The sequence below is a fragment of the Tessaracoccus luoxuelianae genome, from assembly GCF_055326245.1.
Window position 1 is genome coordinate 298,529 of sequence record NZ_JBUZNO010000001.1, and the last position, 24,642, is coordinate 323,170.

The 24,642-nt window shown below is 68.8% G+C and carries 19 protein-coding genes, 1 tRNA gene and 1 riboswitch; of the genes, 13 read left to right on the top strand and 7 right to left on the bottom strand.

Features of this window, described 5'->3' with window-relative positions; all coding sequences use genetic code 11:
• Positions 1 to 234 precede the first annotated feature (234 nt).
• Positions 235 to 3,087: an excinuclease ABC subunit UvrA gene (gene uvrA, locus ACZK39_RS01370; protein ID WP_182800009.1), complete on the bottom strand. Its 2,853-nt coding sequence runs from the start codon at positions 3,085 to 3,087 to the stop codon at positions 235 to 237.
• A 25-nt stretch (positions 3,088 to 3,112) separates the two neighbouring features.
• On the opposite strand from uvrA, the gene ACZK39_RS01375 reads away from it, so the two are divergent.
• The 9 genes from ACZK39_RS01375 (at position 3,113) to gcvP (ending at position 15,228) form a co-directional block, all read left to right on the top strand.
• On the top strand, positions 3,113 to 3,802 hold the full coding sequence (locus ACZK39_RS01375) for a maleylpyruvate isomerase family mycothiol-dependent enzyme (protein WP_463612282.1): 690 nt from the start codon (positions 3,113 to 3,115) through the stop codon (positions 3,800 to 3,802).
• A 52-nt stretch (positions 3,803 to 3,854) separates the two neighbouring features.
• The gene (gene uvrB, locus ACZK39_RS01380) at positions 3,855 to 5,909 is read left to right on the top strand and encodes an excinuclease ABC subunit UvrB (protein ID WP_463612283.1); all 2,055 of its coding nucleotides are present in this window, start codon (positions 3,855 to 3,857) and stop codon (positions 5,907 to 5,909) included.
• 60 nt (positions 5,910 to 5,969) lie between these two features.
• Positions 5,970 to 6,965: a Gfo/Idh/MocA family protein gene (locus tag ACZK39_RS01385; RefSeq protein WP_463612284.1), complete on the top strand. Its 996-nt coding sequence runs from the start codon at positions 5,970 to 5,972 to the stop codon at positions 6,963 to 6,965.
• A 100-nt stretch (positions 6,966 to 7,065) separates the two neighbouring features.
• Positions 7,066 to 8,112, top strand: coding sequence for an iron ABC transporter substrate-binding protein (locus ACZK39_RS01390; protein WP_463612285.1), 1,047 nt, complete (start codon positions 7,066 to 7,068; stop codon positions 8,110 to 8,112).
• Positions 8,113 to 8,117: 5 nt separating this feature from the next.
• Positions 8,118 to 9,650, top strand: coding sequence for an ABC transporter permease (locus tag ACZK39_RS01395; protein WP_463612286.1), 1,533 nt, complete (start codon positions 8,118 to 8,120; stop codon positions 9,648 to 9,650).
• A complete protein-coding gene (locus ACZK39_RS01400) occupies positions 9,647 to 10,645 on the top strand; it encodes an ABC transporter ATP-binding protein (RefSeq protein ID WP_182800015.1) in 999 nt (332 codons plus the stop codon). Before ACZK39_RS01395 ends, ACZK39_RS01400 begins: the two co-directional genes overlap by 4 nt.
• Positions 10,646 to 10,692: 47 nt before the next feature.
• Positions 10,693 to 10,779, top strand: a riboswitch (glycine riboswitch).
• Positions 10,780 to 10,913: 134 nt separating this feature from the next.
• Positions 10,914 to 12,026 carry a glycine cleavage system aminomethyltransferase GcvT gene (gene gcvT / locus ACZK39_RS01405; protein ID WP_463612287.1) on the top strand — a complete coding sequence of 371 codons (1,113 nt, stop codon included), beginning with the start codon at positions 10,914 to 10,916 and terminating at the stop codon, positions 12,024 to 12,026.
• An 11-nt stretch (positions 12,027 to 12,037) separates the two neighbouring features.
• Complete coding sequence (gene gcvH / locus ACZK39_RS01410) at positions 12,038 to 12,400, top strand: glycine cleavage system protein GcvH (protein WP_182783081.1); 363 nt, start codon at positions 12,038 to 12,040, stop codon at positions 12,398 to 12,400.
• Positions 12,397 to 15,228: an aminomethyl-transferring glycine dehydrogenase gene (gcvP, locus tag ACZK39_RS01415; protein ID WP_463612288.1), complete on the top strand. Its 2,832-nt coding sequence runs from the start codon at positions 12,397 to 12,399 to the stop codon at positions 15,226 to 15,228. The genes gcvH and gcvP overlap by 4 nt, the downstream gene beginning before the upstream one ends.
• Positions 15,229 to 15,238: 10 nt before the next feature.
• Here gcvP and coaE read toward each other — a convergent pair whose 3' ends face one another.
• Entirely contained in the window at positions 15,239 to 15,835 is a 597-nt protein-coding gene (gene coaE / locus ACZK39_RS01420; RefSeq protein ID WP_182783083.1) for a dephospho-CoA kinase, read from the bottom strand.
• Positions 15,836 to 15,894: 59 nt separating this feature from the next.
• On the opposite strand from coaE, the gene ACZK39_RS01425 reads away from it, so the two are divergent.
• Positions 15,895 to 16,050, top strand: coding sequence for a lmo0937 family membrane protein (locus ACZK39_RS01425; protein ID WP_182783084.1), 156 nt, complete (start codon positions 15,895 to 15,897; stop codon positions 16,048 to 16,050).
• A gap of 56 nt (positions 16,051 to 16,106) precedes the next feature.
• Here ACZK39_RS01425 and rpsA read toward each other — a convergent pair whose 3' ends face one another.
• Positions 16,107 to 17,546: a 30S ribosomal protein S1 gene (gene rpsA, locus ACZK39_RS01430; RefSeq protein ID WP_182783085.1), complete on the bottom strand. Its 1,440-nt coding sequence runs from the start codon at positions 17,544 to 17,546 to the stop codon at positions 16,107 to 16,109.
• A 203-nt stretch (positions 17,547 to 17,749) separates the two neighbouring features.
• On the opposite strand from rpsA, the gene ACZK39_RS01435 reads away from it, so the two are divergent.
• Positions 17,750 to 18,520, top strand: a complete 771-nt coding sequence (locus ACZK39_RS01435; protein ID WP_463612289.1) for a class F sortase — start codon at positions 17,750 to 17,752, stop codon at positions 18,518 to 18,520.
• A gap of 3 nt (positions 18,521 to 18,523) precedes the next feature.
• On the opposite strand, the gene polA is transcribed toward ACZK39_RS01435, so the two are convergent.
• Positions 18,524 to 21,199 carry a DNA polymerase I gene (gene polA, locus ACZK39_RS01440; RefSeq protein WP_463612290.1) on the bottom strand — a complete coding sequence of 892 codons (2,676 nt, stop codon included), beginning with the start codon at positions 21,197 to 21,199 and terminating at the stop codon, positions 18,524 to 18,526.
• Between the two features lie 38 nt (positions 21,200 to 21,237).
• Here polA and ACZK39_RS01445 point away from each other — a divergent pair, with 38 nt between their 5' ends.
• Complete coding sequence (locus ACZK39_RS01445; RefSeq protein WP_182782624.1) at positions 21,238 to 21,642, top strand: PaaI family thioesterase; 405 nt, start codon at positions 21,238 to 21,240, stop codon at positions 21,640 to 21,642.
• 302 nt (positions 21,643 to 21,944) lie between these two features.
• On the opposite strand, the gene ACZK39_RS01450 is transcribed toward ACZK39_RS01445, so the two are convergent.
• Both ACZK39_RS01450 and ACZK39_RS01455 read right to left on the bottom strand, forming a co-directional pair.
• Entirely contained in the window at positions 21,945 to 22,343 is a 399-nt protein-coding gene (locus tag ACZK39_RS01450) for a hypothetical protein (protein ID WP_463612291.1), read from the bottom strand.
• A 14-nt stretch (positions 22,344 to 22,357) separates the two neighbouring features.
• Entirely contained in the window at positions 22,358 to 22,936 is a 579-nt protein-coding gene (locus ACZK39_RS01455; RefSeq protein ID WP_182782622.1) for an ANTAR domain-containing response regulator, read from the bottom strand.
• Between the two features lie 133 nt (positions 22,937 to 23,069).
• Between ACZK39_RS01455 and ACZK39_RS01460 the strand changes: the two genes are divergently transcribed.
• Positions 23,070 to 23,152: transfer RNA gene (locus ACZK39_RS01460), tRNA-Leu, on the top strand.
• A 57-nt stretch (positions 23,153 to 23,209) separates the two neighbouring features.
• On the opposite strand, the gene pyk is transcribed toward ACZK39_RS01460, so the two are convergent.
• Positions 23,210 to 24,637: a pyruvate kinase gene (gene pyk, locus ACZK39_RS01465; RefSeq protein ID WP_182782621.1), complete on the bottom strand. Its 1,428-nt coding sequence runs from the start codon at positions 24,635 to 24,637 to the stop codon at positions 23,210 to 23,212.
• Positions 24,638 to 24,642: the final 5 nt, after the last annotated feature.

The window sequence follows — 24,642 nt, forward strand, 5'->3', positions numbered from 1 at the left end:
AAGCGCCGCCGCCGGCATCATGGGCGGCCCGGCCCCCACCACCCGCCGTCCAACCCGACCCCGCGCCAACCTCGGGTCCCATCGTTCAATGTCGCGAAGCCCCTCGCGGTTCCTGTTCCTCCAGAACGATGGCCGGGAGCCCTCGGGCATCGAGAGCCGATCTGGAGGAACAGCAACCGCGGGCAGGGCGGGCGCCCCAACCAGATCCGCTGGACGATGGGAACCCAGGGCTCCTCAGGAGCGGTCGAGGAGGGTCTTGAGGAAGGTCCCGGTGGCGGACCCCTCGGTGACGGCGATCTCCTCAGGGGTCCCCGTCGCGATCACCTGGCCGCCCCGGTTGCCGCCGTCGGGCCCCATGTCGATGACCCAGTCAGCCGACTTGATCACGTCCAGGTTGTGCTCGATCGTCACCACCGTGTTCCCGGCGTCCACCAGTCTCTGCAGGACCGCCAGGAGCCGTCGGATGTCCTCGAAGTGCAGGCCCGTGGTGGGCTCGTCGAGGACGTAGAGGGTCCGCCCGGTTGAGCGCTTCTGCAGCTCGGCGGCCAACTTGACGCGCTGCGCCTCTCCGCCGGAGAGCGTGGTGGCGGGCTGTCCAAGCCTCACGTATCCGAGGCCGACCTCCGTCAGGGTGCGGAGGAACCGCGCGATGGACTGGATGGACTCGAAGAACTCCACCGCCTCGCTGATCGGCATGTCCAGCACTTCGGCGATGGTCTTGCCCTTGTAGTGCACCTCGAGTGTCTCCCGGTTGTACCTGGCGCCGTGGCACACCTCGCACGGCACGTAGACGTCGGGAAGGAAGTTCATCTCGATCTTGATGGTGCCGTCGCCCATGCAGTGCTCGCACCGGCCACCCTTGACGTTGAAGGAGAACCGGCCCGGCTGGTAGCCGCGCACCTTCGCCTCCGGCGTCTGGGAGAAGAGGGTCCGGATCTTGTCGAAGACGCCGGTGTACGTGGCGGGGTTGGACCGCGGGGTGCGACCGATCGGCGACTGGTCCACCTGGATGACCTTGTCGATGTGCTCCAGCCCCTCCAGCGACTTGTGCCGGCCCGGTACCGCCTTCGAGCCGTAGATGGCCTTCGCCGCCGCGGTGTAGAGGATGGAGTTGACCAGCGAGGACTTGCCCGAGCCGGAGACGCCGGTCACGGCGATGAACTGGCCCAGGTTGAAGGCTGCGTCGATGCCGCGCAGGTTGTGCTCGCGGGCGCCCTTGACGACGATCTGGTGCCCGTTTCCGGGGCGCCGCACCGCTGGGACCGGGATGGACAGCCGGCCGGAGAGGTAGGCCCCGGTTCGTGATTCCGGATGGTTGAGGAGAGCCTCGACCGGGCCGGACACGACCACCTCGCCGCCGCCCTCCCCGGCGCCGGGGCCGATGTCGACGGCCCAGTCCGCGGCTCGGATGGTGTCTTCGTCGTGCTCGACGACGATGAGCGTGTTGCCGAGGTCGCGGAGCCTGTGCAGGGTCTCGATGAGGCGCAGGTTGTCGCGCTGGTGGAGGCCGATGCTCGGCTCGTCCAGCACGTAGAGCACCCCGACGAGGCCGGAACCGATCTGGGTGGCCAGCCTGATGCGCTGCGCCTCGCCGCCGGAGAGGGTGCCGGCCGCCCGCGACAGCGTCAGGTAGTCCAGCCCCACGTCGAGCAGGAAGCGGAGCCGGGCGTTGATCTCCTTGACGAGTCGCTCGGCGATGGCGGCGTCGCGCTCGGTGAGTTCCAATGCGGCGAGGAAGCTGGACGCTTCACCGATGGAGAGGCTGGACAGGTCCGCGATGGTGCGGCCGGCCACCGTGACCGCCAGGCTGGAGGGCTTCAGCCGCGCCCCGCCACATGCGGCACAGTTGATCTCCCGCATGTATCCGCCCCAGCGGTCCCGTGCCGAGTCGGTCTCCGCCTCTTCGTGGCGCCTGCGGATGAAGGGAATGACACCCTCATACTTTTGTGAGAAGGACCGCACCCGGCCGAAACGGTTGCGGTAGCTCACCACCACATTGCCCTTGGCGCCGTGCAGGAGGAGCTTCCGCGCCGCCGGCGACAGCTCGCGCCACGGCTCGTCCACCGAGAACCCGTGCTCCTCGGCCAGGGAGCGCAGCACATGCTCGTAGTGTGACTTGATGGTGGGCGTGGTCCAGGGCGCGATGGCACCCTCGGCCACGGACAGGTCGTCGTTGGGGATGAGCAGCTCGGGGTCCGGGTCCAGCAGCGTGCCGAGGCCTGAGCATTCCGGGCAGGCGCCCCATGGCCCGTTGAAGGAGAACTGTCTCGGCTCCAGTTCGTCGATGTTGACATCGTGCTCGTTGGGGCAGCCCATCTTCTCCGAGAAGCGGCGCTCCCGTTCCGGGTCGGTCTCGGGCAGGTCCACGAAGTCGATGGTCACCACTCCGCCGGCCAGGCCCAGCGCGGTCTCCACGGACTCGGTGATGCGCTGCTTGGCGTTGGGCCGCACCACTGCGCGGTCCACCACCACCTCAACGTCGTGCTTGCGGTTCTTGTCGATCGACGGCAGTTCCGTGAGCGGGTATGTCTCACCGTCGATGCGGACCCGGCTGTAACCGTCCCCGACGAGCTGGCGGAACAGCTCGGCATGTTCGCCCTTGCGGCCGCGCACCAGCGGGGCGAGGATCTGGAAGCGGGTCCCCTCGTCCATCGACATCAGCCGGTCCACGATCTGCTGCGGCGTCTGCCGCCCGATCACGGCCCCGCACACCTCGCAGTGGGGTACACCGATCCTGGCGAACAGCAGGCGGAGATAGTCGTAGACCTCCGTGATGGTGCCGACGGTGGAGCGCGGGTTGCGGCTGGTGGACTTCTGGTCGATCGACACCGCGGGTGACAGCCCCTCGATGAAGTCCACGTCCGGCTTGTCCATCTGACCGAGGAACATGCGCGCGTAGGCCGACAGCGATTCGACGTAGCGCCGCTGCCCCTCCGCGAAGATCGTGTCGAAGGCCAGCGAGGACTTGCCGGAGCCGCTCAACCCGGTGAAGACGATCAGAGAGTCCCTCGGCAGCTCGAGGGAGACATTCTTCAGGTTGTGCACGCGGGCACCCCGCACGACGAGCCGATCATTCACGCCCGCCATGGTACGGCTTTGCTAGGTTGGGGCCATGCCCACGAGCCGTGCCCCCTTCGTCGACGTGGTTGCCGCGGTGCGCGAGCACACGTCCCAACTGCTGGGGCGGACCATCGGCCTGTCGGACGAGGACTGGGCCGCGCCGACGGCCTTGCCCGGCTGGACCCGCAGCCACGTGGCCGCCCATCTCGTCGACGGGGCCCGCAGACTCGTGCGCGTCATCGACGGGCTCCACTCCGGGCAGTCGCGGACGATGTACGACTCCGAGGCCGAGGAGCGGCGCACCATCGAGTTGGGCGCCTTGGCCGGCGGATTGGAGCTGCAGATCCAGCTCGACACCACCGCCAGCGAGCTGCAGGAGCTGTTCGGCTCGCTGGAGGGCGATTCGTCGCCGGTGGATCTTCGACCCGGATACCGCATCAAGGCGTGGCAGATCCCGCTGTCCCGGCTCGGCGAGGTGGTCCTGCACGAGATGGATCTCGACAGCCGCTCCACCACCATGGACCTGGCATCTGAGACCGCGGTGTCGCTGCTGGCCTTCCAGGTCGAGCGGCTGGCGCATCGCCACGACCGCCCTGCCGTGCGCCTGGTGGCCGACGAGGGCTACGAGGCCGTCCTCGACGGCGAGGGCGACTTCACCGAGGTGCGCGGCCCCGCCGCGGACCTCATCGCGTGGCTGGCGCGGGGCGTCAATTCCCCCCGCCTGATCCGCACCTTCTCCTGACGGGAGCCTTCCCTCGGGCGGGCTGTCGGTGGGCACTATTACCCTGGCTCTCATGCGTCCTCTCGAAGAGCTTCAGCGCCAGGTGGCGCCGCTGCAGGTGATCTCCGACTACGAGCCTGCCGGGGACCAGCCGCGCGCCATCGCCGAGTTGCAGCGCCGGATCGGGGCCGGGGAGAAGGACGTGGTGCTGCTGGGCGCCACCGGCACGGGCAAGACGGCCACCGTCGCCTGGCTCGCAGAGCGGCTGCAGAGGCCCATGCTGGTGATGCAGCCCAACAAGACGCTTGCCGCCCAGTTCGCCAACGAGCTGCGGGAGCTCCTGCCCAACAACGCCATCGAGTACTTCGTCTCCTACTACGACTACTACCAGCCGGAGGCCTACCTCCCCCAGACGGACACCTACATCGAGAAGGACTCCTCGCTCAACGAGGAGGTGGAGCGGATGCGGCACGCGGCCACCAGCTCGCTGCTCACGCGGCGAGACGTGATCGTCGTGGCCACGGTCTCGGCCATCTACGGTCTGGGCACGCCTCAGGAGTACCTGGAGCAGCGGGTCACCCTGCGCGTGGGCGACGAGATGGACCGGGACCAGCTCCTGCGCCACCTGGTGGACATCCAGTACGCCCGCAACGACATCGGCGCCGGCCGCGGCACGTTCCGGGTCAAGGGTGACACGCTGGAGGTGTTCCCGATGTATGAGGAAAACGCGGTGCGGGTGGAGTTCTTCGGCGATGAGATCGAGCGGATCGCCACCATGCACCCCCTCACCGGGTCCGTGATCCGGGAGGAGCAGGAGACCTACATCTTCCCTGCCACGCACTACTCGGCGGGCGCGCACCGGATGGAGCGGGCCATCTCCACCATCGAGGTGGAGTTGGCGCAGCGGCTCGCCGAGTTCGAGTCGCAGGGCAAGCTCCTCGAGGCGCAACGCCTCCGGATGCGCACGAGCTACGACATCGAGATGATGCGCCAGATCGGCACCTGCTCGGGCATCGAGAACTACTCGCTGCACATCGACGGCCGAGCCCCCGGGTCGGCGCCGAGCTGCCTGGTGGACTACTTCCCGGAGGACTTCGTGCTCGTCGTCGACGAGTCCCACGTCACCATCCCCCAGATCGGCGGCATGTACGAGGGCGACGCCTCCCGCAAGCGCACCCTCGTGGAACACGGCTTCAGGCTGCCGAGTGCCATCGACAACCGGCCGCTGAAGTTCGACGAGTTCGTGGAGCGGATCGGGCAGACGGTCTACCTCTCGGCCACCCCCGGGCCCTACGAGATGGAGCGCTCGGACGGCTTCGTCGAGCAGATCATCCGTCCCACAGGCCTCGTGGATCCGGAGGTGGTCTTGAAGCCCACCAAGGGCCAGATCGACGACCTCATGGCGGAGGTCAAGCAGCGCGTCGAGCTCAACGAGCGGGTGCTCGTCACCACCCTCACCAAGAAGATGGCCGAGGATCTGACGGACTATCTGATGGACCACGGGATCCGGACGCGGTACCTGCACTCGGACATCGACACGATCCGGCGCATCGAACTGCTCCGCGAGCTGCGCCTGGGCGAGTACGACGTGCTGGTGGGGATCAACCTGCTGCGCGAGGGCCTGGACCTTCCCGAGGTGTCGCTGGTGGCCATCCTGGATGCCGACAAGGAGGGGTTCCTGCGCTCGGCGCGATCCCTGATCCAGACCATCGGGCGCGCCGCCCGGAACGTGGCGGGCCAGGTGCACATGTACGCGGACAAGATCACGCCGTCGATGGCGCAGGCGATCGACGAGACCAACCGACGGCGGACCATCCAGGTGGCCTACAACCAGGAGCGCGGCCTGGATCCGCAGCCACTGCGCAAGCGCATCGCTGATGTCTCTGAGATGCTCGCGCGGGAGGACGCCGACACGGATCAGCTGCTTGAGGCGGCCAAGCCGTCGGGCCGTAAGGGCCTGGATCCGACGAGGCTGGCCCAGGACGAGCTGACCACACTGATCGCGGACCTCACGGCGGCGATGCACCAGGCTGCCGCGGAGCTGCACTTCGAGGTGGCGGCGCGGCATCGCGACGAGATCTCGGACCTGAAGAAGGAACTCCGCGGCATGATCGAGGCGACGAAGTAGGCCCTCAGGGCGCGCCCCTAGACTTCACCACACCCCATCACCTTCCTGAGAGAGGCCACTATGACCGTGCGTTTCGGTATCCTCGGCGCCGCCGGGATCACCCCGTCCGCCCTCATCGCACCCGCCCACGCCAACCCTGATGTGCGGCTGACGGCAGTGGCCGCCCGCAACCGGGCCCGCGCGGAGGAGTTCGCCGCCGAGCACGGCATCGAGCAGGTGTTGGACTCCTACGACGACCTTCTCGCCTCCCCGGATGTGGACGCCGTCTACATCCCGCTTCCCAACTCCGCCCACGCCGAGTGGACCGTGCGTGCGGCGCGCGCCGGCAAGCACGTCCTGGTGGAGAAGCCCTACGCCTCCAACGCCGAGGAGGCCCGGCGTGTCGTCAGCGAGATCGCGGGCCTGCCTGTGGTGGTGATGGAGGCCTTCCACTACCGCCACCACCCCCTCATCCACCGGGTTGAGGAGATCCTCGCCGCCGGCACCATCGGCACCGTCACCTCCGCGAGCGCCGTGTTCGACGTCCAGGTGCCTGACCGCAGCAACATCCGGTACAACTGGGAGCTCGCCGGGGGCGCCACCATGGACCTGGGCTGCTACTCCATCCACCTGCTGCGCACTCTGCTCAAGGCGGAGCCCACCGTCGTGTCGGCCCAGGCCCGGCGGTTTGAGGGGGGCCAGATCGACGAGGCCCTCACCGCGCAGCTGGAGTTCCCGGGCGGCGTGACGGCCACGGCGTCGAGTTCGCTGCTGGAGGACGTCCAGGCCCAGACCGCGCGCCTGGTGGGCACGCTCGGCACCATCGAGTTCGAGGGCTTCGTCAAGCCACACGGCGGGAACAGCCTCACGGTCACGGTGGGAGACCACTCCACGACGGAGACCGTGGCGCCGGATGTGACAAGCTACGGGGCCCAGCTGAGCACCTTCGTGGCGGCCGTCGAGGAGGGCGGCCCCGTGGTGATCGACGCCGCGGACTCGATCGCCACCATGGAGGTCATCGACGCGTGCTACCGGGCGGCAGGGCTCGAGCCGCGGCGAGCCGTCCCCTGGGCCTGACGCCCCGGTGTCCATGGACTGAACAGAGTTGCCGGGGGTCACCTCGAGGACTTAGCCTTACCTAAGTTACATTTTTGCAATGTTCTTAGGAGCTATTTATATGCCACGGACCCTTCTTGCTCTTCCCCTTGTGGTGAGCCTGTTAGCTCTGGGGGCCTGCTCCCCGGAGACGCCCGCTACCGAGGCGACGCCGGCGGCCGACGCATCGCTGGATGAGGCGACCACCCTGACGCTGTACTCCGGCCGCAGCGAGGATCTGGTGGCTCCGCTGCTCGAGAAGATCGAAGGTGCCACCGGCGTGACGGTGGAGGTCCGCTACGCCGGCACCGCAGAGTTGGCCGGCCAGCTGCTCGAGGAAGGCGACCGTTCACCCGCCTCGCTGTTCTTCTCCCAGGATGCCGGGGCGCTCGGTGAGCTGAACAAGGCCGGACTGCTGGCCCCGATGCCGCAGGACATCCTGGACACCGTCGAGCCGGCCTTCCGCGACCCCAATGGCAGCTGGGTGGCCACGTCCGGGCGGATCCGGGTGCTGGCCGTCAATCCCGAGACGGCGCCGGAGGCCCTGGGCTACTCGACCATCGACGACCTTCTCGATCCCACCAACCGCGGCCGGATCGGCATCGCCCCCACCAACGCCAGCTTCCAGTCGTTCGTGACCGCGCTCCGCGTCGCCAAGGGAGAGGCCGCGGCCGAGGAGTGGCTCACCTCGCTCACCGCCCTCGAGCCGAAGACCTACGAGAAGAACACCGCGATCCTCGAGGCGGTGGATTCCGGGGAGATCGGCATCGGACTGATCAACCATTACTACTGGCACCAGCTGCAGGCCGAGGTGGGCGATGACATCGTCGCCGAACTCGTCTACCTGGACGCCGGGGACCCGGGTGCGCTGCTGAACGTCGCCGGGGTCGGCATCCTCAACTCCGCCGACGATCAGGAGGCCGCCGCGAAGGTCGCTGCCTTCCTGGTCAGCGACGAGGCGCAGCAGTTCTTCGCCGACGAAACCGCCGAGTACCCGGTGGTGTCGGGCATCACCAGCGAGTTCGATCTCGCACCCATCGACGCGTCGAGCCAGGAGGGCGTCGATCTCAACGACCTCGATTCCCTGGCCGACACCCAGGCACTGTTGAGGAAGGTCGGACTGATCTGAGCGTCATGAGCGTCGCGCTTCAGCGTCCGCACCTCCCGCGCATCGCGCTGTGGGTGTGGACGCTGGCGGTCGTTCTGGTGACCCTGATTCCGGGGATCTACCTTGTCGTCCGCGCCGGCCAGGCGGGGCTGGGCGGGCTGGTGCAGATCCTGGTGGAAAGCCGGGCGGCGGAGCTGCTGGTCAGCTCGTTGCTCCTCGTGGCGGCCGTCACCGCGGTGGCCTGCGTGGTGGGCGTGATCCTGGCGTTCCTCGTCGAGCGCACCGACCTGCGGGGCCGACGGGTGTGGCGCGTGGCCCTCGCCCTGCCCTTGGCAGTGCCCAGCTACGTGGCGGCCTACGCCTGGGTCTCCACCGTCGGCGCCCAGGGGTTCTGGTGGTCGGTGGTGGTGTTGGGGCTGGGCACCTACCCCTATGTCTTCCTGTCCGTGTCCGCCGCTCTGCGCCGCGCGAACCAGAACGCCGAGGACGTGGCCCGCAGCATGGGCCTGTCCGGCTGGGCGGTGTTCGGGCGGATCACCTTCCCCCATCTGAGGCCATCGATGGCAGCAGGCGCCCTGCTGGTGGCCCTCTACGCGCTCTCGGACTTCGGCGCCGTCTCACTGCTGCGCTACGACTCGTTCACCCGCGCGATCTTCATGAGCTACCGCGCCTCCTTCGACCGGACCACCGCGGCCGTGCTCGCGTTGCTCCTGATGGCGTGCACGCTGGCGATCACCTGGGCGGAGATCCGGATGCGGGGCCGGGCGGCCCGATCCGACGCGGTGGCCCACCGCACCCAGCAGCCCCTGCTCCTCGGGGCCTGGTCGACACCCGCCTCGACCGCCGCCGCCGTCGTGCTCGGCCTCAGCCTCGCCTACCCGCTGAGCGTCGTCACCGGGTGGACGTTCGCCGGGCGGAGCGCCGGCGTGGACTGGGCCGACCTGGGCCTGGCGACGTGGTCCACGCTCTGGATCTGTACACTCGCCGCGGCCGTGATCGTGGCCGTGTGTCTGCCCGTCGGGTGGGTCACCGGCCGCTCCGAGTCGAGGGCCTCGGCGTGGGTCCAGCACAGCCTCTACGTCGCCCACGCGTTGCCTGGCCTGGTGGTGGCCTTGGCGCTGGTCTTCTTCAGCGTCCGCTTCCTCGAGCCCTGGTACCAGCGCACGCCGGTGCTCATCCTGGCCTACCTGGTGCTGTTCGCCCCATTGGCCGTGGGGGCCATCCGGAGCGCCGTTCTGCAGTGCCCCCCGTCGCTGGAGGAGGTGGCAGGCTCCCTGGGCCTTGGCCCGCTGGCCACCTTCTTCCGGGTCACCCTCCCTCTGGCTACCCCAGGGGTGGTCTCGGGGTTCGTTCTGGTGCTGCTGACCGCCATGAAGGAACTTCCCGCCACGCTCCTCCTCAAGCCCACGGGTGTGGACACGCTCGCCACCCGGCTGTGGATGAACACCGACAACCTCGCCTACGCGGCCGCCGCACCCTACGGTGTGGCGCTCGTGCTGGCCGCCGTCCCCGCCACCCTTGCGCTCTCGCTTGCAGAGCGCGGAAGGAGAACCCCATGAGCCTCCAGATCAGCGGAGTGAGGCACGCCTTCGGCGCCAACACCGTGCTCCGCGACGTCGACTTCACGGTGCAACGCGGGCACCTGGCCGCCATCCTCGGGCGCTCCGGCTGCGGGAAGACCACCCTGCTGCGCATCATCGCAGGCCTCACCCGCCCAGACCAGGGCAGCGTCGTGCTCGCCGGTCGGGATCTCACGGGGATCCCCGCGCAGCACCGACGCATCGCGCTGGTACCCCAGGAGGGCGCCCTCTTCCCCCACCTCAGCGTGGCCGGCAACGTCGGTTTCGCGGTGAGGGGGCGGCATCGTCAGAGCCGGATCGCTGAGATGCTTGAGTTGGTGGGCCTGCAGGACCTGGGCGACCGCATGCCGCACGAGATCTCCGGCGGCCAGGCCCAGCGGGTGGCGCTGGCACGCGCCCTTGCGGTGCAGCCGGACCTGGTGCTCCTCGACGAGCCCTTCTCTGCGCTGGATGCGGCCACCCGCACGGCGATGCGCAGCGACGTCCGGCGCGTCCTCCACGACGCCGGCGCCTCCGCGATCCTGGTCACCCACGACCGCGAAGAGGCGCTGTCCCTGGCCGACCACCTGATCCTGATGGCGGACGGGCGTGTCATCCAGGACGGACCCCCGAGTGACGTCTACGACCACCCCGTCAGCCCACAGGCCGCGCTGCTGGCCGGCGATGCGTTCATGATCCACGCGACGGCGCGCGGCATGGCCGCCGATACCTCCGTCGGCCGAATCCCACTCGGGGTGTCCGCGCACGGCGAGGGCATGGTCCTGGTCAGGCCGGAACAGATCACCCTTGACCCGGAGGGTGCGGTGTCGGCCCGGGTGCGCGACGTGACGTTCTACGGTCACGACGCCGACGTCCAGCTCCACGGGCTGCCGGGAGGCATCGAGATGGTGGCACGCGTGCAGCGGGCCACCTGCGCCCCCGGCGACGAGGTGCGGATCAGGGTGTCCCACGCCGCGCTCTTCTGCGCGGCGTGATCCTGGCCGGGGGCCGATGACGCCGGGGCCCTCGATCGCCTAGGATGGGCGCGTACGCGGGAGAATCGGCCGAGGCCGATGCCGAAGGAGCAACCGCCCCGGAAACTCTCAGGCCCCAGGACCGCGCACGCACTGCACTCTGGAAAGTGGCCGCCAGGCCCGCCGACGGATATCAAGATCTCAGGCACCGCGACAGAGGGGGCGCTGACTATTAGGGTGGGACACGCCACCCGACGGCGCCGGTACCCGGCGGAAGGGGCAGAGAAACATGACCTCGTCATTGACCACTGCGCTGCACAGCCTCCACCTCGCCACAGGCGGGAAGATGGTCGAGTTCGCCGGCTGGGAGCTGCCCGTGCAGTTCGCCGGGGTGATGCCTGAGCATCTGCATACGCGGGCGCAGGCCAGCCTGTTCGACGTCTCGCACATGGGCCAGGTCCTGGTTCGCCCCGCCTCGGGTTCGATGGAGGATGCGGCCGCGGCCCTGGAGCGGCTCATCCCCTCGAGCATCCTCGGCCTGGCTCAGCATCGGCAGCGCTACGGCCTGTTCACCGATGAGCGCGGCGGCATCCTCGACGACCTGATGGTCTCCCACCACGGCGACCGGTTCCTACTGGTGGTCAACGCAGCGCGGACGGCCCACAACCTTCAATGGCTGGCGCAGCTCGACGGCGTCACCGTCGAACACGTCACCGATCGAGCGCTGCTGGCCCTCCAGGGCCCGGAGGCCGAGGCGGCGCTCGCCACCCTGATCCCCTCAGTGACGCGGTGCACCTTCATGGACTCCCTTCCCATGGAATGGGACGGCCGCGAGGTGTGGGTGTCGCGGTCCGGCTACACCGGCGAGGACGGCTTCGAGATCTCGGTGCCCGACACGGATGCCGAGCGGTTCGCGCGCGCCCTCCTCTCCGTCGACGGCGTGCTCCCGGCCGGCCTCGGCGCGCGGGACTCGCTGCGGCTGGAGGCCGGGATGCCGCTCTACGGGCACGATCTCTCCCCAGACGTGACCCCTGGGCAGGCCGCGCTCGGGTGGGCCGTCCCGAAGGTACGCCGCGAAGGTGGGTCACGCTCCGGTGGCTTCCCCGGCGCTGACGTGGTCCTCGCCGAGCTGCGCGACGGTGCCCCGCGGGTGCGCCGCGGTCTCCGGCCCGACGGCCGTGCCCCCATCCGGGAGGGCGTGCCGGTCTACGCCGACGACGCGGCCACCGAGCCGATCGCCACCGTCACCTCGGGCGGGTTCGGCCCCACCGTCGGCGGCCCCATCGCGATGGCCATGCTCCCCGCGGGCACCGGGCCCACCGTCGTGGCGGAGCTGCGCGGCAGGCGCGTCCCCGTCTCAGTCGTCGACCTCCCCTTCATCACCCCGTCCTACAAGCGTTGAGGAGACCAGCCATGATCAAGTACACCAAGAGTCACGAATGGATCGACACCACCGGGCCCGAGTTCGCCGTCGGCATCACGGAGTACGCCGCCAACGAGTTGGGCGAGATCGTGTTCATCGAGCTGCCCGAGGTGGGCACCGAGGTGACCGCGGGGATCGAGGTGGTGGTCATCGAGTCCGTCAAGGCGGCCTCCGAGATCATGTCGCCGCTGAGCGGGGTGGTGACCGCCGTCAACGAGGAGCTCACCGACAATCCCGCACTCGTCAACGAGGACGCGGAGGGCACCTGGTTCTTCCGGGTGGCGCCGTCGGATCCCTCCGAGGCCGAGGAGTTCCTCGATGAGGTCGCCTACGCGGCGCACATCGGCGCATGACGGGGGCCTGGCAGAGGGTCGACTACAACCCCGACGACTTCGCTCACCGTCGCCACATCGGCCCCAGCCCGGCAGAGATGCAGCGGATGCTCGAGGCCATCGGTGTCGATTCCCTCGATGAGCTCATCGATCAGACCATCCCTGAGGGGCTGCGCCAGTCTGAGCCCCTCGACTGGGAGCCACTGACCGAGTACCGACTCACGCAGAAGCTGCGCGCCGTCGCGGCCAGGAACCAGGTGGCCACCTCCCTGATCGGCCAGGGCTACTACGGCACCGTGACGCCACCGGCGATCCAGCGCAACGTGCTGGAGAACCCGGCCTGGTACACGGCATACACGCCCTACCAGCCCGAGATCGCGCAGGGCAGGCTCGAGGCGCTGCTCAACTTCCAGACCATGGTGGAGGACCTGACAGGGCTGCCCATCGCCAACGCCAGCCTGCTGGACGAGGCCACCGCAGCCGCCGAGGCCATGGGCATGGCCAAGCGGACCGCCAAGTCCAAGAGCTCGCGGTTCTTCGCGGCCGAGGACCTGCACCCGCAGGTGCTCGCGGTCCTCGCCACGCGCGCCGAGCCCCTGGGCATCGAGCTCGTGACCGGCCCGGCGGAGGACTTCGTCGCCGACGACCTGTGCGGCGCGATCTTCGCCCACCCCGGCACCCACGGCCACGTGCGTGACCTCACCGCGCAGTGCTCCGCGCTGCGCGCCGCGGGCGCGGTGTCCATCGTGGCCACGGACCTGCTGGCCCTCTGCGTGGTGAAGGAACCCGGCGCCATGGGCGCCGACATCGCCATCGGATCGGCGCAGCGGTTCGGTGTGCCGATGGGATTCGGAGGCCCACACGCCGCGTTCATGTCCTGCCGAGACGACCTGAAGCGCGCCATGCCCGGGCGGCTCGTCGGCGTCTCCGTCGACGCGGCGGGCACCCGTGCCTACAGGCTCGCCCTCCAGACCCGCGAGCAGCACATCCGCCGCGAGAAGGCCACCTCCAACGTGTGCACCGCCCAGGCGCTACTGGCGGTGATGGCCTCGTTCTACGCCGTGTTCCACGGTCCCCTCGGGCTCAGGGCCATCGCCCAGCGCACGCACCTGATGGCCGCCACGCTGGCAGCCACGCTCAGGGCCAACGGCGCTGAGGTGGAGCCTCGGCACTTCTTCGACACCATCACCGTGCGGGTCGGCGTGGGCCAGTCCGGGATCCTGGCCGCAGCCGAGCAGCGTGGCATCAACCTGCGCCGGGTCGGCCGGAGCCGGGTGGGCATCTCAGTGGACGAGACCACGGACCTCGACGTCGTGTGGCGGGTGCTGGACGCGTTCGGCATCGACGAGCGGCCGGACCTGGGCGAGGAGCCCGCCATCCCCGACGAGCTGCTGCGCACCAGCGACTACCTGACGCATCCGGTCTTCCACATGAACCGGGCCGAGTCGGAGATGATGCGCTACATGCGGCGCCTCAGCGACCGCGACCTGGCGCTCGACCGGGCGATGATCCCGCTCGGCTCGTGCACGATGAAGCTCAACGCCGCCGCCGAGATGATGCCACTCACCTGGCCGGAGTTCGGGGCCCTGCACCCCTACGCGCCCTCGCACCAGGCCGCCGGGTACGCGGAGATGGTGGCGGACCTGGAGCAGAAGCTGTGCGCGATCACCGGCTACGACGCGTTCTCCATGCAGCCCAATTCGGGCGCCCAGGGCGAGTACGCGGGACTGTTGACCATCGCCGAGTACCACCGTGCACGCGGTGAGCGGCGCGACGTGTGCCTCATCCCCACCTCTGCCCACGGCACGAATCCCGCCTCCGCGCAGATGGCGGGGATGAAGGTGGTGGCGGTCAAGGCCACCGCAGATGGCGAGATCGACGTCGACGACTTCCGCGCGAAGGCTGCCGCCGCCGGGGAGGCGCTCGCGGCGGTGATGATCACCTACCCGTCGACGCACGGCGTGTTCGAGGAGTCGGTGCGACAGGTGTGCGACATCACCCACGAGTTCGGCGGGCAGGTCTACATCGACGGCGCCAACATGAACGCGATGGTGGGCCTGGTACGGCCGGGCGACATCGGCGGCGACGTGAGCCATCTCAACCTGCACAAGACCTTCGCCATCCCCCACGGCGGCGGCGGCCCCGGCATGGGTCCCATCGGCGTGAAGAGCCACCTGGTGGAGCACCTTCCCTCGGATCCGCGCACCGGTGAGGCGGGGGCGGTGTCGGCCGCTCCGCTGGGCTCGGCGTCGATCCTGCTCATCTCGTGGGCCTACATCCTGCTCATGGGCGGGGCCGGCCTGACCCAGGCCACGCGGGTGGCCATCCTGAGCGCCAACTACCTTGCCACCCGGCTCGGCGGGGCCTTCCCCATCCTCTACCGCGGGGCCCGGGGCCGCGTCGCGCACGAGTGCATCCTGGATCCGCGGGAGTACGCCCACCACGGGATCACCGTCGACGACATCGCCAAGCGCCTGGTGGACCACGGCTTCCACGCCCCCACCATGTCGTTCCCGGTGCCGGGCACCCTCATGGTGGAACCCACCGAGTCCGAGACCCTGGCCGAACTGGACCGGTTCGTCACCGCGATGCTGGACATCGCCCGCGAGGCCGACGTGGTGGTCGCGGGCGGCATGAGCGCTGAGGAATCCCCCCTCAGGCGCGCCCCGCACACCGCCCAGGACCTGGTGGGCGAGTGGGACCGGCCGTACTCCAGGGAGCAGGGATGCTTCCCGCCGGGCGCGTTCCGGGTGGACAAGTACTGGCCCCCCGTCGGCCGGGTGGACAACGCCTACGGCGACCGGAACCTGGTCTGCGCCTGCCCTCCCTGGGAGGGGACCGACGCCTGAGCCTGACGGCTCAGCCGCTGAGGGCGACGAGGGCGGGCCACAGGGCCTCCACCTGACGCACGGTGGAGGCCTGGTCCCCCGAGTTGTCGATCACCCAATCCGCCGCCGCGCGCCGGTCCGCCCGCGACGCCTGGACCCGGACCCTGGCCCACGCTCGGTCCAGGCTCAGGTTGTTGCGCTGCATCAACCGCCTGACCTGGGTCTCGGTGGGCACGTCAACGCAGATGATGTGGTCGAAGGCCTTGTCCAGGCCGGTCTCGACCAGCAGCGGAATCACCTGGACCGCCACCGTGCCTGGCGGGGCGGCTGCCACCAGCTCGTCGGCGCGCTGCCGCACGAGCGGATGGACGATGGCGTTGAGGTCCGAGCGGGCCTCGTCGTCGACGAACACCAGGTCGCCCAGCTTGGTGCGGTCCAGCGTCCCGTCGGCATTCAGCATCCCGGAGCCGAAGCGCTCAACGATGCGGTGCAGCCCATCGGTGCCGGGCTCCACCACCTCCCGGGCGACAAGATCCGAGTCGATCACGACGGCGCCCAGGCGGGCGAGCTCGTCGGCCACCATGGACTTGCCCGAGGCGATCCCGCCGGTCAAAGCGATGCGTGCCATGGCCCGATGCTACTGGGGTTAGGCTGGATGCACGATCATCCCACCTCAGGAGGTAAATCATGGCAAGAATTCTGTGGATCGTGTTCGCAGTCATCATCGCACTCTGGCTCATCGGGCTGATCGCCAAGGTGGCGGGCGGGTTCATTCATCTGCTGCTGCTGGTGGCCCTGGCCATCCTCGTCTACAACCTGATCACCGGCCGGCGCGCACTCTGACAAAGCAAGGAGCCGCCCCCTCTCATCGAGAGGGGGCGGCTCCTTGATGCTACGAGTCAGCGACCGCCGGTGAGCTTGTCCCGCAGTGCCTGCAGGGTCTCATCCGAGGCGAGCTCGCCGGAGCCCTCGGACTCGGTGGTGTAGCCAGCAGCCGCAACCGTGGCCGCATCGCGGTCCGCGGTCTCGGCCGATTCGACCTGACGCTTGTGGGTCTCCCACAGGGCGTGCGCCTGGGCGTACTGGGCCTCCCAAGCAGCGCGCTGCTCGTCGAAGCCTTCCTTCCAGTCGTTGGTCTCCGGATCGAAGCCCTCGGGGTAGATGTAGTTGCCCTGGTCGTCGTAGGACGCCTGCATGCCGTAGAGCAGCGGATCGAAGTCGTCAGCTGCGACGTCGACGCCCTCGTTGGCCTGCTTCAGCGACAGGGAGACGCGACGGCGCTCCAGGTCGATGTCGATGACCTTGACCATGCGGTCGTCGCCGACGGAAACAACCTGCTCGGGGATCTCCACGTGACGCTCGGCCAGCTCGGAGACGTGCACCAGGCCCTCGATGCCCTCGCCGACCCGCACGAACGCGCCGAACGGAACGAGCTTGGTGACCTTGCCCGGGACGATCTGGCCGATCTGGTGCAGGCGGGCGAACGTCTGCCACGGATCTTCCTGGGTGGCCTTCAGCGACAGGGAGACGCGCTCACGATCCATGTCCACCTCGAGCACCTCGACGGTGACGGGCATGCCCACCTCGACCACCTCGTTGGGGTGATCGATGTGCTTCCAGGAGAGCTCGGAGACGTGCACGAGGCCGTCGACTCCGCCGAGATCGACGAAGGCGCCGAAGTTGACGATCGAGGACACGACACCCTTGCGGATCTGGCCCTTCTGCAGCTGGGTGAGGAACGTCTGGCGCACCTCGGACTGCGTCTGCTCCAGGTAGGCGCGGCGGGACAGGACCACGTTGTTGCGATTCTTGTCCAGCTCGATGATCTTGGCCTCGAGCTCCATGCCCACGTAGGGCTGAAGGTCGCGGACGCGCCGCATCTCGACAAGCGAGGCGGGAAGGAAGCCGCGGAGGCCGATGTCGACGATAAGGCCGCCCTTGACCACCTCGATGACGTGGCCGGTGACGACGCCGTCCTCTTCCTTGACCTTCTCGATCGTGCCCCAGGCGCGCTCGTACTGAGCCCGCTTCTTGGACAGGATGAGGCGACCCTCCTTGTCCTCCTTCTGCTGAACGAGGGCCTCGATCACATCGCCGACCTGGACCACGTCGAACGGGTCCACATCGTGCTTGATGGAGAGTTCCTTGGAGGGGATGACGCCTTCGGTCTTGTAACCGATATCGAGCAGGACCTCGTCCCGGTCGACTTTGACGACGGTGCCAGAGACAATGTCTCCGTCGTTGAAGTACTTGATGGTGGCGTCGACCGCGGCCATGAAGGCCTCTGGGGTGCCGTAGTCATCGACCGTAACGGTCGGTGCCTCAGTGGAGGAGGTCATGTAGTAAGGGCTCCGAAAGTGAATGACAGTGCACAGCAGCCCTGCCGAAACGCGCGGTCCCCACTCCGTCCGAGGGATCGCAGGCCACAATGCCTCCCCAGCCTAGCTTTGATGGGGTTCAGGAGCAACCTGGGTCAGTCCCTGCCACGGTGGGTTGTCCACAGGGCTTCTCGCCGGTCGTGGGCGCTGCCTAAGCTTGGTGTGTGACCACTCCTCCGCAGCAGTCGCGCTCGCGCCTCCCCCTGCTCATCGTCCTTGCCGCGGCGCTCGTGGTCGTTGCGCTGATCGCGCTGATGATTCCCAGGGGCGAGGACACTGACGCCCTCCCCGTCCCGGCCACCTCCACGCCCGTCCCCGCCGCCTCCGCGCGGCCCTCGCCGTCGACGGCTCCCCCGACGCCCTCCGTCAGCCCCTCTCCCCTGCCGGCGAGCTCCTCTCCGGCTGCCGGGCCCCCCACCCTCGGCACCGCGACGCCTGACTGCACGGATCCGGCCGCCGGCTTTGTCCCAACCCGCTTCGCGATCCCGGCCGTCGGCGCTGACGAGCGCGTGGTCTCGCTCAACCTCGACGAAGACGGCAACATAGCCGCGCCGCCCAAGGACGAACCGCGAACCGCGTCCTGGTGGAACGCCGGCCCGATGCCCGGCGGCGACGCGGGGAAGGCCCTCCTCTCCATCCACACGTACCGCACGGGCAAGGCGTTGGGCAACGAGCTGTACTCCGGCGGTGAGCCGCAGCTCGTGGCCGGGGACCTGATCAAGCTGTACGGCGACGACGGCGTGGTCCAGTGCTACGAGTTCACCAGCTCCACCAAGGTGTGGGTGGCGGACTACGACCCGAACTCCGACGTGATGGTGGACTTCGAGGGAGCCCCGCAGCTGGCCATCATCATCTGCTGGGACTACAACCGCTCCAGCGGGGCGTGGGACTCGCGGATCTTCTTCTACGGCACGCCGGTCAGCGCCTCGGCCTGATCCTCAGTGGGCCGCCGACTGCCACGAATCGCCCACCCCAACGGAGACTTCCAGCGGAACCGCAAGGCTGAACGCACCCGTCATCTCCGCCTGGACCAGGTCAGTCAACCGCTCGCGTTCGCCTGGGGCCACCTCGAACACGAGCTCGTCGTGGACCTGGAGGAGCATGCGGCTGGCCAGTCCCTCCGCCTCGATGGCCCGCGCCACGTTGATCATCGCCACCTTGATCACGTCAGCCGCGGACCCCTGGATGGGTGAGTTGAGCGCGGCCCGTTCCGCCATCTCCCGGCGCTGCCGGTTGGTGGTGGTGAGGTCCGGCAGGTATCGGCGTCGGCCGAGCATCGTCTCGGTGAAGCCCCGCTTGCGGGCCTCCTCCACGACGGCGGCCAGGTACTCGCGCACGCCCCCGACCCGCGTGAAGTAGTCCTCCATCAGGGTCTTGGCCTCGCCCACCGAGATCTTGAGCTGGTTGGACAGGCCGAAGGCACTCAGCCCGTAGGCCAACCCGTAGTTCATGGCCTTGATCTTGGCGCGCATCTCCCCGGATACGTCCTGCGGCTCCACGCGGAACACCAGCGAGGCCATCTCGTTGTGGAAGTCGCGACCGGAGGTGAACGCCTCGATCAGGCCCTCGTCGCCGCTGGCGTGGGCCATCAGCCGCATCTCGATCTGCGAGTAGTCCGCCGACATCAGCGACTCGAACCCCGCCCCCGGCACGAACGCGGAACGGATCTGGCGCCCCATGGAGGTGCGGATGGGGATGTTCTGCAGGTTGGGATCCGTCGAGGACAGCCGGCCGGTGGCCGCGATGGTCTGCACGTAGGTGGTGTGGATGCGGCCGTCGTCGCCGATGGCGGCCAGCAGCCCGTCGACGGTCTGGCGCAGCCGGATCTGGTCGCGGTGGGCCAACAGGTGACCCAGGAAGGGATGCTCGGTCTTGACGAACAGCGACTCCAGGGCATCGGCGTCGGTGGTGTAGCCGGACTTCGTCTTGCGGGTCTTGGGCATGCCCAGCTCGTCGAACAGCACGGACTGCAGCTGCTTGGGGGAGCCGAGGTTCACCTCGTGCCCCAGCACGTCGAAGGCTGCCTGTTGCGCGGCCGCGACGGCGCCGTCGAACTCATCGCGGAGGGCCTGCAGCCGGGCGATGTTCACGGCCACACCCACCCGCTCCATCGTCGCCAGGGTCCGTTGGAGCGGAAGCTCGACGTCGGCCATCAGGGCCGCCGCGTTGCGCTCCATCAGCTGGCCTTCCAGCGCCTCGGCCAGGTCGAAGACGGCCCGGGCGAGCAGGAGCGCCCGCTCCATGGACCCGTCGTCGGGCTCGCCGAAGTCCAGCGTGGCCTGCGTGTCGTCCGGGGCCATGGGCTCTGCGGAGAGGTCGCGCTGCAGGTAGCGCACAACCAGGTCCCCTAGGTCGTAGGTCCGTTGGTCCGGGCGCAGCAGGTAGGCCGCCAGGAGGGTGTCCTGCGCGACGCCGACCAGATCCCATCCGCGGGCCCAGCACGCCAGGGTGGGTCCCTTGGCTTCGTGCACCAGCTTCCCGCGCGACGGGTCCGCCAGCCAGGCGGCGAGCGCGGCGTCGTCGTCGGGGGTGAGGTCTGCCGTGTCCACATAGGCTCCGGCGCCGTCTGCGGCTGCCAGCGCCAGCGCCGTGACGTCCCCGGTGCCGCCGCCCCAGCGACCCACCAGGTGCAGCGCGGTGCGCTCCGTGGCGTGGGCGTCGAGCCAGGCAGCGACCTCACCCTCCGCCAGACGGTCCCCCTGCACAGCGAAGCTCTCGGTGGCCACGGGCTCGGCGGGCGCCAGGTCCAGGAGCCGCTCGCGCAGCACCCGGAACTCGAGCGCGTCGAAGAGTTGGTGCACCCGCTCGCGGTCCCACTCGTGGCGGGCGGTGGCGTCGAGGGTGATGTCGAGGTCGAGGTCGCGGACGAGCGCGTTGAGTCGGCGGTTGCGCACCACGCCGTCGAGGTGGGCGCGGAACGACTCCCCCGCCTTGCCAGGTACCTGCTCGGCCCGGGCGACGAGGTTGTCCAGGCCGTCGAACTGGTCCAGCCACTTGGCTGCGGTCTTCGGGCCGACGCCCGGGACGCCTGGGAGGTTGTCGCTGGTCTCGCCGACGAGCGCGGCGAGCTCCGGGTATCGGCTGGGGGCAACCAGGTACTTCTCGGTGACGGTCGCGGGGGTCATCCGGGCGAGGTCGGAGACCCCCTTGCGGGGATAGAGCACGGTGACGTGGTCGGTGACCAGCTGCATGGCGTCCCGGTCCCCCGAGACGATGAAGACGTCGTAACCTTCCGCCTCGGCCTTCGTCGAGAGCGACGCGATGATGTCGTCGGCCTCATAGCCCGGCATCTCCAGGTAGGGCACGTTGAGCGCGTCGAGGACGTCCTTGACAAGCGCCACCTGCCCCTTGAACTCCTCGGGTGACTTGGCGCGGTTGGCCTTGTACTCGGGGTACTGCTCAGTCCGGAACGACTCCCGCGCCACGTCGAACGCCACCACCAGATGCGTGGGCTGCTCGTCGCGCAGCACATTGATCAGCATCGAGGTGAAGCCGAACACCGCGTTGGTGTGTTGCCCCGTCGTGGTGGCGAAATTCTCCACGGGCAGCGCAAAGAAAGCGCGGTAGGCCACCGAATGGCCATCGATCAACAGCAGCTTGCCCGAGTCAGTCACACCGGCGAGCCTACCGAAGGTGTGGAAGAGTGCGGCCCATGAACAGCGTGCCCCCCTGGCTGCCCGACATCACCTCGCCCCTCGACGACAAGCTGGGCGTCGAGATCACCGAGCTGACGCCCGAGCGCGTCGTCGGCTCGATGCCCGTGGAGGGCAACCTGCAGCCGTTCGGGCTCCTGCACGGGGGAGCTTCGGGCGTCCTGGTGGAGACGCTGGCGTCGATGGGGGCGATGGCGCACGGCTATCCGGACCGCGTCGGTGTAGGGGTGGACCTGAACGTCACGCACGTTCGGGCGGCCAGGACGGGGCGCGTGACGGGGACGGCGACCGCGATCCACCTGGGCCGGTCCATCGCCACGTACCGCGTCGACATCGTCGACGACGAGGGTCGGCTCACTGCGACGGGTCGGTTGACGTGCCACATGATCTCGCCGCCCCGGTAGTTCGGTCGCGCCCACCCCACCGTCGCGCGCCCTTCCGAGCCACCCAACTGAGCACGACACGCCGCCCGAGTCCGCACCCACCCACACCCCTGGCCAAGCAACGCGCTTCCGACGGCGTTTCGTGCCCACCCCACCGATGCGCCCGCCCCACCGTCGCACCCCATGCCGAGGCACCCACCGGAGCACGACACGCCGCCCGAGTCCGCTCCCACCCACACCCCTGGCCAAACAGAGAGCTTCCGACGGCGTTTCGTGCGCGACCTGCGGCCTGTCCACAGCCACGCGACGGGGTGGGTCGTGCCTCAGGGAAGGAACAGGGACTCGTACGGCGCAATGCGGACCACCCCGTCGGCGCGCCCGGCCAGCCGCGGCTCCCCACACACCAGGGCATCCGCCGCAAGCCGCGTCACCGCGACATACTCCGCATCCCGCAGCGACTCCCAGCCGTGCTCGAGCGCCATCTCCCAGGCCAACCGCCGCGACACCCGGTCGTTGAGTACCCGAAGCTTCGCCTCAGCCACCCGATCCAACAGTCCCAGCGCATCCCGCCTGTCCAACCCGTCGCGGACGCGAGCGAGCACCAGCTCGAGGGCCTGGGCGCGGACCGCGTTGGGCGCGACGAGGCCATGATCCGGGTGGACCGGAACCCCGCCGTCGATGATCGACAGCAGGACGGGGGCGTCGACGACGAATCGAGTCACCGCGACCCCGCGAGCTACTTCTTCTTGTGCGAGATGACGCCGTCGGCGACGTCGCGCATGGACTTGCGCAGGTCCATGGCGGTCTTCTGGATCCAGCGGAACGCCTCAGGCTCTGTGAGTCCGAGGTCCTGCTGCAGGATGCCCTTGGCCTGGTCGATCACCTTGCGCGACTCGAGGCGCTCCTCGAGCGAGACCAGCTCATCCTCGATGGCCTTGATCTCCTGGAAACGACCCAGCGCGATCTCGATGGCGGGCACCACATCGGAGGCACCGAACGGCTTGACGACGTAGGCCATGGCGCCGGCCTCGCGCGCGCGCTCGACGAGGTCACGCTGGCTGAAGGCGGTCAGCATCACGACGGGGGCGATGCGCTCCTCGGCGATGATCTCCGCGGCGGTGATGCCGTCCATCTTGGGCATCTTGACGTCCATGATCACCAGATCCGGCTCCAGCTCACGGGCCAGCTTGACGGCCTCTTCGCCGTCGCCGGCTTCGCCGACCACCTCATAGCCCTCCTCGGTCAGGAGTTCCACCAGGTCCAGGCGGATCAGCGCCTCATCCTCGGCGACGATCACTGTGGGCTTCTTATTCATCCGTTGGTCACTTCTTTCTGGCGGCCGGCCGCAAGAGGGCCTGAAATACCTGCGCTGATCCTACTCGGCATTGCCGCGGGATTCCCACTCAGCGCCGAGGGTGGGCGGTGTGGCACAATGTTTCACGCGCTGCGCCCGGGTGGCGGAATGGCATACGCGGACGGCTCAAACCCGTCTGGCCGAAAGGCCTTAGGGGTTCGACTCCCCTCCCGGGCACGAGCAGGAACGCAGAAAGGGAGCCCCGAGGGGCTCCCTTTCGCTGTTGTGACGGGCTCAGCTGAGTTCGCCGAGCTCCTTGACCTTGTGCACGCGCAGGGTATTCGTCTTGCCGGGGATGCCCATGGGCGAGCCCGACACGATGACGATGCGCTCGCCAACTTCGATCATGCCGCGGTCACGCAGGTGGCGGTCGACGGCCTCGACCATCTCCTCCTGCTCCGCGAACTCGGGCGTGATCTGGGTGTCCACGCCCCAAGACAGGGTCATGGTCTGCTGGGTGGAGCGCTCCGGCGAGAACACCAGCATGGGGATGGGGGAACGAAGCCGCGACAGCCGGCGCCCCGTATCGCCCGACTTCGTGAACGCCACCAGGTAGCGGGCGCCGATGCGCTCGGCCACCTCGGCGGCGGCCTTGGCCAGGATGCCTCCGGTGGTGTGCGGGTCCCAGTCGATGATGTGGATCTCGGCGTGGCCCTCGCGCTCGGTCTTCTCGACGATGCGCGCCATGGTGGAGACGGTCTCTACGGGGAAGTCACCGACGGAGGTCTCGCCCGAGAGCATGACCGCGTCAGCCCCGTCGAGGATGGCGTTGGCGACGTCAGAGGCCTCCGCGCGGGTGGGCCGCGGGTTGGTGATCATCGACTCCAGCATCTGGGTGGCGACGATGACCGGCTTGGCCCACTTGCGGGCGGCGCGGATGATGCGCTTCTGCACCAGCGGGACGTCTTCGAGGGGCAGTTCGACGCCCAGGTCACCGCGGGCGACCATGAACATGTCGAACGCGTCGATGATGTCCTGCAGGTTGGCGATCGCCTGCGGCTTCTCGAGCTTGGCGATGACGGGGACGTGGCGCCCCTCCTCGTCCATGATCTCGTGCACGCGCTTGATGTCGTCGCCGGAGCGGACGAAGGACAGCGCGACCATGTCGATGTCCTGGTGGAGGGCCCAGCGGAGGTCCCGCTCGTCCTTGTCGCTCAGGGCGGGGACGGACACCGCGACACCTGGCAGATTGATGCCCTTGTTGTTGGACACGGGGCCGGGGACGGTGACGACGCACACCACGTCGGTGTCGGTCACTTCGAGGGCCTGGAGGCCCACCTTGCCGTCGTCGATGAGGATGTGGTCACCCACATGGACATCGCCCGGAAGGCCCTTGTAGGTGGTCGAGCAGCGCTCGACGGTACCCAGGATGTCGTCGGTGGTGATGGTGAACTGGGCGCCGGTGGCGAGGAAGACCTTCTGGTCATCCACGAAACGGCCCAGGCGGATTTTGGGGCCCTGGAGGTCCGCGAACACACCCACAGTCTTGCCGACGGCTTCTGAGGCGGCCCGCACATTCCTGAGGCGGTTTCCGTGCTCCTCGTAGTCTCCGTGGCTCATGTTGAGACGGGCGACGTTCATGCCCGCGTTCATCAGCTCGATCAGGCGGTCAACGGTCTCGGCGGAGGGGCCGAGGGTACAGACGATTTTTGCTCTACGCACGGGGC